Annotated in this window: 12 protein-coding genes and 1 pseudogene; 5 read left to right on the top strand and 8 right to left on the bottom strand. The window is 58.9% G+C overall.

The genetic code is table 11. From position 1 onward, the window contains the following. Window positions 1-48 precede the first annotated feature (48 nt). Both ACCQ03_RS20950 and ACCQ03_RS20945 read left to right on the top strand, forming a co-directional pair. Window positions 49-1020 carry an IS5 family transposase gene (locus ACCQ03_RS20950; protein ID WP_150147813.1) on the top strand — a complete coding sequence of 324 codons (972 nt, stop codon included), beginning with the start codon at window positions 49-51 and terminating at the stop codon, window positions 1018-1020. Window positions 1021-1991: 971 nt separating this feature from the next. Continuing rightward, the gene (locus ACCQ03_RS20945) at window positions 1992-2978 is read left to right on the top strand and encodes a glycosyltransferase family 2 protein (protein WP_244664261.1); all 987 of its coding nucleotides are present in this window, start codon (window positions 1992-1994) and stop codon (window positions 2976-2978) included. A gap of 482 nt (window positions 2979-3460) precedes the next feature. Here ACCQ03_RS20945 and ACCQ03_RS20940 read toward each other — a convergent pair whose 3' ends face one another. After that, window positions 3461-3751 (bottom strand): NADPH-dependent F420 reductase, encoded by a 291-nt coding sequence (locus ACCQ03_RS20940; RefSeq protein ID WP_204243828.1) that lies wholly within the window; start codon window positions 3749-3751, stop codon window positions 3461-3463. A 102-nt stretch (window positions 3752-3853) separates the two neighbouring features. On the opposite strand from ACCQ03_RS20940, the pseudogene ACCQ03_RS20935 reads away from it, so the two are divergent. Continuing rightward, window positions 3854-4142 (top strand): annotated as a pseudogene (locus tag ACCQ03_RS20935) (transposase); the annotation flags it as partial. A gap of 129 nt (window positions 4143-4271) precedes the next feature. Here ACCQ03_RS20935 and ACCQ03_RS20930 read toward each other — a convergent pair. The 3 genes from ACCQ03_RS20930 to ACCQ03_RS20920 form a co-directional block, all read right to left on the bottom strand. After that, entirely contained in the window at window positions 4272-5243 is a 972-nt protein-coding gene (locus ACCQ03_RS20930) for an IS5 family transposase (RefSeq protein ID WP_150147813.1), read from the bottom strand. Window positions 5244-5437: 194 nt separating this feature from the next. Next, window positions 5438-6409, bottom strand: coding sequence for an IS5 family transposase (locus tag ACCQ03_RS20925; protein ID WP_150147813.1), 972 nt, complete (start codon window positions 6407-6409; stop codon window positions 5438-5440). A 408-nt stretch (window positions 6410-6817) separates the two neighbouring features. Beyond that, window positions 6818-7321 (bottom strand): hypothetical protein, encoded by a 504-nt coding sequence (locus ACCQ03_RS20920; protein WP_237377091.1) that lies wholly within the window; start codon window positions 7319-7321, stop codon window positions 6818-6820. A gap of 205 nt (window positions 7322-7526) precedes the next feature. On the opposite strand from ACCQ03_RS20920, the gene ACCQ03_RS20915 reads away from it, so the two are divergent. Continuing rightward, window positions 7527-8498: an IS5 family transposase gene (locus ACCQ03_RS20915; protein ID WP_150147813.1), complete on the top strand. Its 972-nt coding sequence runs from the start codon at window positions 7527-7529 to the stop codon at window positions 8496-8498. 244 nt (window positions 8499-8742) lie between these two features. Here ACCQ03_RS20915 and ACCQ03_RS20910 read toward each other — a convergent pair whose 3' ends face one another. The 4 genes from ACCQ03_RS20910 to ACCQ03_RS20895 form a co-directional block, all read right to left on the bottom strand. Further along, entirely contained in the window at window positions 8743-9273 is a 531-nt protein-coding gene (locus tag ACCQ03_RS20910) for a hypothetical protein (protein WP_237377069.1), read from the bottom strand. 405 nt (window positions 9274-9678) lie between these two features. Continuing rightward, window positions 9679-10083 (bottom strand): hypothetical protein, encoded by a 405-nt coding sequence (locus ACCQ03_RS20905; RefSeq protein ID WP_244664201.1) that lies wholly within the window; start codon window positions 10081-10083, stop codon window positions 9679-9681. Between the two features lie 235 nt (window positions 10084-10318). Beyond that, complete coding sequence (locus ACCQ03_RS20900; RefSeq protein WP_057687046.1) at window positions 10319-10507, bottom strand: CsbD family protein; 189 nt, start codon at window positions 10505-10507, stop codon at window positions 10319-10321. Between the two features lie 242 nt (window positions 10508-10749). Then, complete coding sequence (locus tag ACCQ03_RS20895; RefSeq protein ID WP_057678673.1) at window positions 10750-11916, bottom strand: HDOD domain-containing protein; 1167 nt, start codon at window positions 11914-11916, stop codon at window positions 10750-10752. A 209-nt stretch (window positions 11917-12125) separates the two neighbouring features. On the opposite strand from ACCQ03_RS20895, the gene ACCQ03_RS20890 reads away from it, so the two are divergent. Next, window positions 12126-12656 carry an SRPBCC family protein gene (locus tag ACCQ03_RS20890; protein WP_057678674.1) on the top strand — a complete coding sequence of 177 codons (531 nt, stop codon included), beginning with the start codon at window positions 12126-12128 and terminating at the stop codon, window positions 12654-12656. Window positions 12657-12663 lie beyond the last annotated feature (7 nt).

Genomic DNA, 12663 nt, shown 5'->3' with positions numbered 1-12663 from the left:
CCATCGTGATCTGCCACAATCGATCAACGACCCGAGTAGACGATTTCGATGCAGCTGACCTTCGGCGACGCGGAGTACAACGGCAAGCGCAAGCGGACGCGGCGTGAGGTGTTCTTGGCCGAGATGGACCAGGTCGTGCCGTGGAAGGACCTGCTGGCGCTGATCGAGCCGCACTACCCGAAGTCGGGGCAGCCGGGGCGACAGCCGTATCGGCTGGAGACCATGCTGCGCATCCACTTTTTGCAGCAGTGGTATGCACTGAGCGATCCATCGGCGGAAGAAGCGCTGTACGACACGGTGTCGATGCGCCGTTTCGCCAAGATCGGCGGGCTGGATGAGGTGCCGGACGAGACGACGATTCTCAACTTCCGCCATCTGTTGGAGCAGCACGATTTGGCGCGCAAGCTGTTCAATCGGGTCAACGCGCACCTGTCGCGCAAGGGGCAGAGCTTGCGCGGCGGGACGATCGTGGACGCCACGATCATCGCTGCGCCCAGCTCGACCAAGAACAAGGATGGCGAGCGCGATCCGGAGATGCACCAAACCAAGAAGGGCAACCAGTACTACTTCGGGATGAAGGCGCACATCGGGGTGGACGATGACTCCGGGCTGGTGCACCACGTGGAGTGCACGGCGGCCAACGTGGCCGATATCACACAAGCGCACAAGCTGCTGCACGGCAAGGAGGACACGCTGTGCGCGGACAGCGGCTACACCGGGCTTGAGAAACGCGAGGAGATGAAGCGCAAGCGCAAACTGCGCTACCTGATCGCGGAGAAGCCCTCGAAGCTGAAGCAGATTAAGAACAAGCGCGAACTGAAGTTGGCCAAGCGCTGGGAGCACACAAAAGCCAGCCTGCGTGCAAAGGTGGAACACCCGTTTCGGGTGATCAAGCGCCAGTTTGGCTACGTCAAGGTGCGCTATCGCGGTTTGGCGAAGAACACCGCACAGATGCTGATGCTGTTTGCGCTGTCGAATCTGTGGCTGAAGCGCAAAGAGTTCATTACCGCCGCGGGGTAGGTGCGCCCGTAATCGGGACGATACCCCGAAAAAGCGCCAAAAACGGCGAAAAACCGAGGATCTGAGCGCGGTCACCGCGACCGATATGGCTTACCACATCCTCCGATCGCGTTGTTCATACCTTCCCTAGAGGGTTTGCTTGAGATCTCGGGCGATCGATAATAATATAATCATAATAATTCGGTTATCGGAGTTTTGCGATGAAAATAAGTGCGATTGTTTATTTTGGTAATTTGCTTTCGGGCGTAAATTCTCAGAAGGTTGATCTTCCTATATTTGGCGATGGATGTGTCAGTGGGAATTTTGATGAAAAATTCTTGTCGGTCGAGCAGGCTAGTTCAAAAATAATGACGATAAAAATATAATTTTGGCTATATGGCAGGTAGAAAAATCGTGTGCATGGGAGTGGGAGCTATTTGATCGTCGCTTGGATGCGCACGTATCTGGCGGTTTTTGCACTAATGCCTCTGATGCAATATTGGAAGGGAGGAAAGCGATGAGAGAAATGTTGAGTCTGTGGCGGATAGTTAGGTCTCTTCGGTCTAGTATATTAAATTTTAACTTGGCAGCATTGGCTGCCGCGGTCGAGACATTTGGTGGCGTCGATATGCTGATTAATAATTCTGGTGCGATGCAATTGCTAGGTTATACACCCCAATGAAACTTTTCGATATGATGCAGCAAGTCAAAGCGCGTGGAAGCTATTTGTGTCAACGTGTCGCATCTGCTACAGGCCCGTAATGCATTTCCTATCTTTGCGTCACCAGAGTCGTTGTACTGGGCGTGGCTGCGTTCGCATACTGGCTAAAGGCTTGCCGATGATGGGCTTGAACTTTGAGAACCTTGGCGGGGCTAGCGGCCGAGTTTGCCTGCAATGGTGCGTTTGACGTGATTGACGTGTGGTGTCTGCTGCATGTAGTCGGTCACAGATCGTGGTCCGTGCTGCATGTGCGTGCCGATGTGCTAGCAGGATGGATCTCACTTTCATCCTGACCGATGACGAAGTGCTGGCACTGACCGGCGCTATTAGCTCGATCAGCTATGTAATGGACCTATTTCGTGCGTTGCTGCATGATATTTCCTCCACTAATTCCCTAAAATTTATTTCCATGTCTGCCTCTTTCGCCTCGCTGCCTTCGTGCGCCCTGATCGTGTTGACCTATAACTGGCCGCAGGCGCTACGTCTGGTTTTAGAGAGTGTGAAACGGCAGTCACGACTGCCTGACGAGGTGATTGTCGTTGATGACGGGTCCGGCGCGGAGACTTCCGCGTTGATGAATGCGCTGATCCCTGATTTTCCGGTGCCGCTGCGGCACGTGTGGCAAGAGGATCGCGGCTTCCGTGCTGCACGCTGCCGCAACCTGGGCATTGCCGCTACCAGCGCGCAGTATGTAGTCCTGATCGACGGCGACATGCTGTTGCATCGCGATTTCGTTGCCGACCATCTGGCGCTGGCGCGTCCCGGGCGCTTTCTGCAGGGTGGTCGGATCAAACTCAATCAGCGTGCCACCATCGAGGTTCTTGCCGGCCGCCGGCCGCCAAGCTACACCCCATGGGCACCTGCGGATTTTCGTGCATTCGACGCAACGCCACGTCTGTATGCGTTCCGCCAGCTTTGGCTGGCGCGTTGGAAGTCAGCTCGCCCCGGCGGTCGGGTAATGAGCTGCAATATGAGCTTTTGGCGCCAGGATCTTGTGCGGGTAAACGGTTTCGACGAGGCGATGCAGGGTTATGGCGCAGAGGATCGCGAGTTGGCGGTTCGCTTAGCCAATGCAGGCGTGGCGAAGCATCCACTGAAATGGGCGGCGCTCGCCTGCCATCTGGAGCACCGTTCGCGGGCACAGACGGACGTCGATGACGCGTCGCTCCCCAACAACCGTCGTTTGATGGAGTGCCAGCGCAGCGGCGCGGTTTGGTGTCTACAAGGCCTGGATGCACATCCGTCTGCTGACGCCTGAGTAGTGGTCACTGCGACCGGTTTGATCTGCATGTAGGTAACCAGTACCACCTCGCAGAACTCTTGTAATCTATGAGACTGCAGCAACGAGTACCAGCTGACGGGTACTCGTTAGTGTCCACTCAGGCAAAAAACAACGACAGACGGCCTTTAATCGGAAACTGTCCGCGCCTGGCGTTTAGTCGAGCTTTGCAATATTGATAATGGCCAGTGGCCCGCCCGGGAATTGAGTCAACCTTCCTTGCTGAACACCACCGATGTCAATTACGGCAAAACCATCTCCGTTCCGAGATCGCTCACGACCCTCTTAGCCTCGGCGTCTTCTCCGGAAACAAACAATACCCGCTTGCCGCATTAGACAGAAGGGTCCGAATCCAGCGTCGTAGCAATCAGATGGTTGAATGCCTTGACGACCCACGCACCCGGCGCCCACTGCGCCACCACTTCGCTGGAGGCCAGTCCGCCCAGGTCCACAGGTGCATACTAGGGAACCTCGACAGCGTTGTTAGCATCGACAACGATTCGGTTGCTCCATGACTTGGCGTTGGCCAGCGCGTCTTGGACACCGCCCCAATTCACCGCGACAAAGACGACGTCCGCTTGGGTCGCCTCTGCAACTGTCACCGCTGTAATGTAGGGGGCGAGGTCTGCAACCAGTGCCTTCAGCGATTCGGGTCCACGCTGATTGGCGATGGTCGCCGAGATGCCAGCCTTGGCCAACTTGCGTGCGATCGCAGAGCCAATGGCACCAGCGCCGATGATGGAAATGTTCATATGCGTTATTTCAGTGGTTGGGAGAGATGCCACTTTAGGAAAGGTCTGAACAAATCGGCCTAACTTGGCACAATCGATCAACCAATCGAGCGGACGATTTCAATGCAGTTGACCTTCGGCGACGCGGAGTATGACGGCAAGCGCAAGCGGACGCGGCGTGAGGTGCTTTTGGCCGAGATGGAGCAGGTAGGTGCCGTGGAAGGAGCGGCTGGCGCTGATCGAGCCGCGCTACCCGAAGTCGGGACAACCGGGACGACAGCCGTATCGGCTGGAGACGATGCTGCGCATCCACTTTTTGCAGCAGTGGTACGCATTGAGCGATCCATCGGCGCAAGAAGCCTTGTACGACACGGTGTCGATGCGCCGTTTCGCCAAAGTCGGCGGGCTGGATTAGGGAAGGTCTGAACAACGCGATCGGAGGATGTGGTAAGCCATATCGGTCGCGGTGACCGCGCTCAGATCCTCGGTTTTTCGCCGTTTTTGGCGCTTTTTCGGGGTATCGTCCCGATTACGGGCGCACCTACCCCGCGGCGGTAATGAACTCTTTGCGCTTCAGCCACAGATTCGACAGCGCAAACAGCATCAGCATCTGTGCGGTGTTCTTCGCCAAACCGCGATAGCGCACCTTGACGTAGCCAAACTGGCGCTTGATCACCCGAAACGGGTGTTCCACCTTTGCACGCAGGCTGGCTTTTGTGTGCTCCCAGCGCTTGGCCAACTTCAGTTCGCGCTTGTTCTTAATCTGCTTCAGCTTCGAGGGCTTCTCCGCGATCAGGTAGCGCAGTTTGCGCTTGCGCTTCATCTCCTCGCGTTTCTCAAGCCCGGTGTAGCCGCTGTCCGCGCACAGCGTGTCCTCCTTGCCGTGCAGCAGCTTGTGCGCTTGTGTGATATCGGCCACGTTGGCCGCCGTGCACTCCACGTGGTGCACCAGCCCGGAGTCATCGTCCACCCCGATGTGCGCCTTCATCCCGAAGTAGTACTGGTTGCCCTTCTTGGTTTGGTGCATCTCCGGATCGCGCTCGCCATCCTTGTTCTTGGTCGAGCTGGGCGCAGCGATGATCGTGGCGTCCACGATCGTCCCGCCGCGCAAGCTCTGCCCCTTGCGCGACAGGTGCGCGTTGACCCGATTGAACAGCTTGCGCGCCAAATCGTGCTGCTCCAACAGATGGCGGAAGTTGAGAATCGTCGTCTCGTCCGGCACCTCATCCAGCCCGCCGATCTTGGCGAAACGGCGCATCGACACCGTGTCGTACAGCGCTTCTTCCGCCGATGGATCGCTCAGTGCATACCACTGCTGCAAAAAGTGGATGCGCAGCATGGTCTCCAGCCGATACGGCTGTCGCCCCGGCTGCCCCGACTTCGGGTAGTGCGGCTCGATCAGCGCCAGCAGGTCCTTCCACGGCACGACCTGGTCCATCTCGGCCAAGAACACCTCACGCCGCGTCCGCTTGCGCTTGCCGTTGTACTCCGCGTCGCCGAAGGTCAGCTGCATCGAAATCGTCTACTCGGGTCGTTGATCGATTGTGGCAGATCACGATGGATTGTTCAGAGTTTCCTTAGGGAAGGTCTGAACAACGCGATCGGAGGATGTGGTAAGCCATATCGGTCGCGGTGACCGCGCTCAGATCCTCGGTTTTTCGCCGTTTTTGGCGCTTTTTCGGGGTATCGTCCCGATTACGGGCGCACCTACCCCGCGGCGGTAATGAACTCTTTGCGCTTCAGCCACAGATTCGACAGCGCAAACAGCATCAGCATCTGTGCGGTGTTCTTCGCCAAACCGCGATAGCGCACCTTGACGTAGCCAAACTGGCGCTTGATCACCCGAAACGGGTGTTCCACCTTTGCACGCAGGCTGGCTTTTGTGTGCTCCCAGCGCTTGGCCAACTTCAGTTCGCGCTTGTTCTTAATCTGCTTCAGCTTCGAGGGCTTCTCCGCGATCAGGTAGCGCAGTTTGCGCTTGCGCTTCATCTCCTCGCGTTTCTCAAGCCCGGTGTAGCCGCTGTCCGCGCACAGCGTGTCCTCCTTGCCGTGCAGCAGCTTGTGCGCTTGTGTGATATCGGCCACGTTGGCCGCCGTGCACTCCACGTGGTGCACCAGCCCGGAGTCATCGTCCACCCCGATGTGCGCCTTCATCCCGAAGTAGTACTGGTTGCCCTTCTTGGTTTGGTGCATCTCCGGATCGCGCTCGCCATCCTTGTTCTTGGTCGAGCTGGGCGCAGCGATGATCGTGGCGTCCACGATCGTCCCGCCGCGCAAGCTCTGCCCCTTGCGCGACAGGTGCGCGTTGACCCGATTGAACAGCTTGCGCGCCAAATCGTGCTGCTCCAACAGATGGCGGAAGTTGAGAATCGTCGTCTCGTCCGGCACCTCATCCAGCCCGCCGATCTTGGCGAAACGGCGCATCGACACCGTGTCGTACAGCGCTTCTTCCGCCGATGGATCGCTCAGTGCATACCACTGCTGCAAAAAGTGGATGCGCAGCATGGTCTCCAGCCGATACGGCTGTCGCCCCGGCTGCCCCGACTTCGGGTAGTGCGGCTCGATCAGCGCCAGCAGGTCCTTCCACGGCACGACCTGGTCCATCTCGGCCAAGAACACCTCACGCCGCGTCCGCTTGCGCTTGCCGTTGTACTCCGCGTCGCCGAAGGTCAGCTGCATCGAAATCGTCTACTCGGGTCGTTGATCGATTGTGGCAGATCACGATGGATTGTTCAGAGTTTCCTTAGGCCATAAAAGCCTGTGAGTAAAAGCAAAAAAGTTCGGGGGGCGCGCATCCAAAATCCCATTAGTATGAGCGGTTAATCGAAAGTTGCCAGAGCGCATCTTATCTTAGTCGGCGCGGTGGTTAGCAGTGCATCCGCGTATAAAAATCTGGCGGTGAGAACTATGACTCGGTCGCCACGCCTGAGTCCTGCTGATCAAGCTGATCAAGCAATTTGGCGCGCTCTGATCGCATTGCTGAGCTGGGCGGCTTGGTCGTTGCTTACGCCGTAGTTTGCAGAAAAACGTAAAAGTGCAGCTTCCAGTTGCGGGCTTGGCCTAGCCATGTCCTACCTCCCGAAAAAATTAGCGTCCGTTTAATGTGCCGATCGATTTGACACACAGGCGCTTCTGCTCACCGGACACAAGATTCTGCGGAATGATGGAGATCACGATGTTCCTTCCAATCCCATTCTTCGCAAGTTTTGTATAGCGCCAATCCTCCAACTGCCCAATCGGGCCATAGGTAGGAGACGCGTTAAAGCCCATCTCTTTAAGCTTGCGATCGTAGTATTCAAAATCCAGCTTGCATATGGCAGACATGTTTCCAAAGTCATCCACGCTGTTTTGAAACGTCAACCCGACGCCTTTTAAAAGAGAAGCCGATTCCGGCATGTAGGTAAAGGCGTACCGCCATCCGTCCCCTAGGTCGTTGCTCCAGTAGCCAACCGAAAGTCGTCCCTGCTCTGGCTGCTTTAGTGTGATTCCAATCTTCTCCCGGATACGCTCGGGACCCAGGTCATCTCGGGAATCAAGGCTCTCGATCAGCTTCAAAAAGCGCTCGCCGATTTCTTCGGCGCTAAGGGTAATTTAGTCGCCGGTGACAGCCTCTGGCAAAGTCATGTCAGCATGCTCCTTCGGAAGCGGCTTCAGTGGTCTATGGGCACAAGCACTCAGTACGGGTGCACAGAGTGCAACTAGGAAGAGTAAGGCTCGAGAGAAGCGCATTAGGGAAACTCTGAACAATCCATCGTGATCTGCCACAATCGATCAACGACCCGAGTAGACGATTTCGATGCAGCTGACCTTCGGCGACGCGGAGTACAACGGCAAGCGCAAGCGGACGCGGCGTGAGGTGTTCTTGGCCGAGATGGACCAGGTCGTGCCGTGGAAGGACCTGCTGGCGCTGATCGAGCCGCACTACCCGAAGTCGGGGCAGCCGGGGCGACAGCCGTATCGGCTGGAGACCATGCTGCGCATCCACTTTTTGCAGCAGTGGTATGCACTGAGCGATCCATCGGCGGAAGAAGCGCTGTACGACACGGTGTCGATGCGCCGTTTCGCCAAGATCGGCGGGCTGGATGAGGTGCCGGACGAGACGACGATTCTCAACTTCCGCCATCTGTTGGAGCAGCACGATTTGGCGCGCAAGCTGTTCAATCGGGTCAACGCGCACCTGTCGCGCAAGGGGCAGAGCTTGCGCGGCGGGACGATCGTGGACGCCACGATCATCGCTGCGCCCAGCTCGACCAAGAACAAGGATGGCGAGCGCGATCCGGAGATGCACCAAACCAAGAAGGGCAACCAGTACTACTTCGGGATGAAGGCGCACATCGGGGTGGACGATGACTCCGGGCTGGTGCACCACGTGGAGTGCACGGCGGCCAACGTGGCCGATATCACACAAGCGCACAAGCTGCTGCACGGCAAGGAGGACACGCTGTGCGCGGACAGCGGCTACACCGGGCTTGAGAAACGCGAGGAGATGAAGCGCAAGCGCAAACTGCGCTACCTGATCGCGGAGAAGCCCTCGAAGCTGAAGCAGATTAAGAACAAGCGCGAACTGAAGTTGGCCAAGCGCTGGGAGCACACAAAAGCCAGCCTGCGTGCAAAGGTGGAACACCCGTTTCGGGTGATCAAGCGCCAGTTTGGCTACGTCAAGGTGCGCTATCGCGGTTTGGCGAAGAACACCGCACAGATGCTGATGCTGTTTGCGCTGTCGAATCTGTGGCTGAAGCGCAAAGAGTTCATTACCGCCGCGGGGTAGGTGCGCCCGTAATCGGGACGATACCCCGAAAAAGCGCCAAAAACGGCGAAAAACCGAGGATCTGAGCGCGGTCACCGCGACCGATATGGCTTACCACATCCTCCGATCGCGTTGTTCAGACCTTCCTTAGCAGATCCTAAGAGGTGACAGACGCAGCATACACGCCTGGATTCATGATGCAGCATAGTTGGCGAGAGCTGCTTCGAGTCGCGGGCTAGGCGCTGCCATCAGCTTCCGTCCTTGGTTAGTTCAATGTTCCAACTGATTTGACACATAGCCTGCCGGGAGAACCAGGCACTTCATTTTGGGGGACAAGCGAGATCACAATATCGTTTCCGCTTCTGTCGTTCGCCAACTTGGCAAACCGCCAGCTTTGTAATTGGCCAATTTCACCATGCACGGGCGAATCCACAAATCCTATCTCAACAAGCGAACCTTTGTATTTCTCAAAGTCGACGCAGTTACCTTGAAGACTTGAAGATCCTTTGTCTTCGTTGACAAAAGACAGGCCAATGCCCTGTTTGAGAGCACGAGACTCGGGAGTAAGCTCCAATAAGTAGCTCCAGCCGTTAGTAAGCGCCTGGCCGTGGATATACGATTCAAGACCCTCAGAGGGGAAGGAAACTTTCTTCAGAGAAATGCCAGTGACTTCGCGGACCCGATCGACTGTCAGATCTTTCCTGGATTCCAAACCTCCAAGCAGTTTCAGAAATCTTTCGCCAATCTCACCAGCGCTAAGCGTAGGGTTGACCATTGAAGTAGCAGGTGTTGTCATTGCGCGCGGCTTCCTTCGGAAGTGGCGAAATTGGGTTGCCAGGCGCACGTGCGCATGCACATAGCGAAGTTACGCAGAGAATGGCAGCCGAGAATATTGCAACCTTGCTGGGTCTTATAATCGATGCGTGCATGTAGGCAGACCATCGTACTTCAGCGATGTCAGACTCAGGGTCATCTGGGCGTAGGTATTCGATTGTGTCACTGCTATCCAAAAACAACGCGACGCAGTGCCAGGCCGGTGTCACACATACCATCTCAATTTCTAAATAACGCCGCGGCCTAGGATTGGGATCCTGATGATCTGAGCAGCGACCGTGCTTGTTGCACACTGCCTGCCACTTTCTGCCGGTCTTCCATTACCGAAATGCCGGAAGATACTCTAACGCCAGCGACGTTAGTTTTACTAACCCATGTTGTCAACAACCACGAGACCTAAAAAATCGCCTTCAATCGCTAGCCTTTGCACCGACCGATGCCCGAAAACGCGCCGACCCCACTCACCGCATTGTCTCTCCCGCACGTCGTTCGCGCTCACGCCGCCGCGCCGCTTCCAGCGCCGCCACGAATCTGCATCTGCATCGTTACATGGACTTGCGGTGCAGGTGCCGAGGTATTCAGCAATGCGGAAGCCTTCGTCCAGGCTGCTGGCATTGGTGCGGCTCGCATTGCCGCGTGCTGCACTGTGGAGCACCTGGCGTGAGGCAGCGAAGCTGCCGCCGCGGGTGATGAGATGGTTGCCTTCCGTCTCGCAGCCGTCACGCCAGGCGCTGCCATCAGTGAGTGGCCCCGATAGGTCCGGTGCTGGCAAGGCGCTCGCTAATCTGCATACCCACCTGCAGACCCAGTTCGGAATGCACGCCAGCCTGCTGTTCCATACGTGCGATACGGCGTCAGAGCCGTGTTCCAAAACGCCAACGCCCCGACCAAGGCAGGGCGTTGGTGATGGAGTGCTGCTTGCGCTACTTCACTGCGATGTACGCGACGCATAGTCCTGATGCGGTTTATAACGTTGCAGGCATCCGCCTACCGATCATGCAACCAACTTACTTGGTCGATTTGACCGCGTCGCGCACGTCATCGGCCACTTCGCCGGCCTTGCGCTGCACCTTGCCGACATTCTTTTCGGCGGCGCCTTCCAGTTCGGTGCTCTTGTCGCCGGTGACATGGCCGACGGCTTCCTTGACCGAGCCCTTGACCTGCTTGGCGGCGCCTTCGATACGGTTCTTATCCATGGGATGTCTCTCATCGTTTGGGGAACCGGGCCAGTCTGTGCGTGGCGGTGTGAGCATGATGTGCGCTTGCGCCTGGATGCCCCAGTTGCGAATGCACTCAACCCGTGAATGCATTCGTGCCAGCCGCTTGCAGCTGGCAGGCCATGGCTGAGCGGAATTTACAAACGCGCCCAGTGGACATGGTCATCGGCCGATTGGCGCTGGATGCTGCGGTAACGCAAGGGCCGTTGCATCGCAGCAACTCACTCCACGCTCGCCGCCACCAGCCGCTGCCACAGGGCGGCGTTGGCCTGGCTGTCCGGTTCCAGGGTGGACAGGATGCCGAGCGCGCGGTCTTCGTGCTCGGCGCCGTGGCGGGCGAGCATGGCCAGCGCGGCGGCGAGGCGGCCGTAGCGTAATGCCAGGCCGAGCGGGGTGGCGAGCAAGCTGGTGTCGTGTTCGGGGCGCTGTTCGTCCAGCGCGGTGCCGAGCTGTGGCGGCAGTTCCCAGGCGGTGGCAATGGTCTTGGCCACGGCGGCGGTGTGGCGCTCGACCAGGGCGGCGGCCACTTCCAGGCTGTAGGGCACGGCGGGGCGTTCGGCATAGGTGTCGCGCAATACGCGCAGGATCACCACCGCACCCAGGCCCTGCAACAGGCCGGCAAGTTGACCGGACAAGGTGTCGCCGCCGCGTTCGCGCAGATAGGCGGCCGCGGCGGCCGCGGTGCGCAAGGCGTAATCCCACACGGCGGCAGGCAGGCGCGAGTAAAGCCCGCCATCCAGGCTCAGCACCGGCTGCATGACGGCCGCAGCGACGATCTGGCGCACGCCTTCGGTGCCGATATGCACGACCGCGCGCTCCAGGCTTTCCAGCGGGCCGCCTTGCGGGCGGTACAGCGCGCTGTTGGCGATGCGCAGCAGGTTGGCTGCCAGCGCGGGGTCCTGCGCGATGATTGCGGCGATGCCGCGGCCGGAGGCGTCGGGGTCGTTCACCGCACGCATCAGCTGCGGCAGCAGGTGCGGGCGACGCGGCAGCAATTGCGGGCGCAGGTCGACATGTTCGAGCGCGGCGGCGACGGCGGCCAGCACCTCGGCCTGGGCGGGGTCGGCGGGCAGCGTGCCCTCGGCCAGCGATGGCGTGGCCATCACCGCCGCGTACATGCGCCGCAGCAGCGGGCGCATCGGTGGCGGTTCGATCTGCAACATCTGCGCAACGGGCGGCGGCACGGGCTGCTGCAGCGGCGCGGCGGGCGATGGTTCCGGTGCAATGGGCGAGGGCGACGCTGGTGCTGTGGGCACATTCCCGGCCGACGGCGCGATGTCATCGGCATTGGCGTCGCGGTGTCGCGCCAGCCACCACCACAGACCTCCGACGAGCACAACGGCACCTAGCAGTCCGGCGGCGAGCAGCAACACAGTGACAAGCATCATGGAAAAATCGTCTGATCAGTGCGGCGACTATCCGCGAAGCCGGTCGCGGCGGCAATGCGAGCGTGTGTCGCTGGGCATTGCCGCGGGGCCGATCGGCAGGCCGGCGCGCACATGCAGCAAGGCCACCATCGCGTCGTCGCCGCTCACGCAACGCATTGCGTACGGCAGTCAGCAGCCGGTGCCGAAGCAGTCGCGGCCCGGGCATGCGAGTGGCGCATGCGGGCCATGGCCTGCCGATGAGGTGCAACCGCCGGTCCGCCGCTAGGATGCAGAGACGTTCTCTGCCCAGGCGAGTGCCCATGTCCACCGTCACGCTCCACCGCGTCATCCGTGCCAGCCCCGAGCGGATCTATCGTGCCTTCCTCCAAGCCGACGCGGTGGCAAAGTGGCTGCCGCCCAATGGCTTCACCTGCACCGTGGAGCATTTGCATGCGCATGTCGGCGGTACCTTCCGCATGGCGTTTACTCATTTCGCCAATGGCCAGCGGCATGCGTTCGGTGGCACCTATCGCGAGCTGCAGCCCAACGTGCTGTTGCGCTACGACGATGCGTTCGACAACCCCTCGCTGCCCGGCACCATGCTGACCACGGTGCAGTTGCATACGCTGCCGTGCGGTACCGATCTGCATGTGGTGCAGGAAGGCATTCCCGAGCAGATTCCGCTGCATGCCTGCTATCTGGGCTGGCAGGATTCGTTGATGCTGCTGGCGCATCTGGTGGAAGCGCATCCGGAGCACTAGCTGCGCT

The organism is Xanthomonas sp. NCPPB 3569, from assembly GCF_041475645.2.
GTDB classification, from domain to species: domain Bacteria; phylum Pseudomonadota; class Gammaproteobacteria; order Xanthomonadales; family Xanthomonadaceae; genus Xanthomonas; species Xanthomonas phaseoli.
Note: the sequence above shows the minus strand (reverse complement) of the source record. Positions and strands in the feature narration are given on the sequence as shown.

Excerpts from the sequence above, each read along its gene's own strand:
- ACCQ03_RS20950 (WP_150147813.1), top strand. The coding sequence starts at position 49 with ATGCAGCTGACCTTCGGCGACGCGGAGTACAACGGCAAGCGCAAGCGG.
- ACCQ03_RS20945 (WP_244664261.1), top strand. The coding sequence starts at position 1,992 with ATGGATCTCACTTTCATCCTGACCGATGACGAAGTGCTGGCACTGACC.
- ACCQ03_RS20940 (WP_204243828.1), bottom strand. The coding sequence starts at position 3,751 with ATGAACATTTCCATCATCGGCGCTGGTGCCATTGGCTCTGCGATCGCA.
- ACCQ03_RS20930 (WP_150147813.1), bottom strand. The coding sequence starts at position 5,243 with ATGCAGCTGACCTTCGGCGACGCGGAGTACAACGGCAAGCGCAAGCGG.
- ACCQ03_RS20925 (WP_150147813.1), bottom strand. The coding sequence starts at position 6,409 with ATGCAGCTGACCTTCGGCGACGCGGAGTACAACGGCAAGCGCAAGCGG.
- ACCQ03_RS20915 (WP_150147813.1), top strand. The coding sequence starts at position 7,527 with ATGCAGCTGACCTTCGGCGACGCGGAGTACAACGGCAAGCGCAAGCGG.
- ACCQ03_RS20910 (WP_237377069.1), bottom strand. The coding sequence starts at position 9,273 with ATGACAACACCTGCTACTTCAATGGTCAACCCTACGCTTAGCGCTGGT.
- ACCQ03_RS20900 (WP_057687046.1), bottom strand. The coding sequence starts at position 10,507 with ATGGATAAGAACCGTATCGAAGGCGCCGCCAAGCAGGTCAAGGGCTCG.
- ACCQ03_RS20895 (WP_057678673.1), bottom strand. The coding sequence starts at position 11,916 with ATGATGCTTGTCACTGTGTTGCTGCTCGCCGCCGGACTGCTAGGTGCC.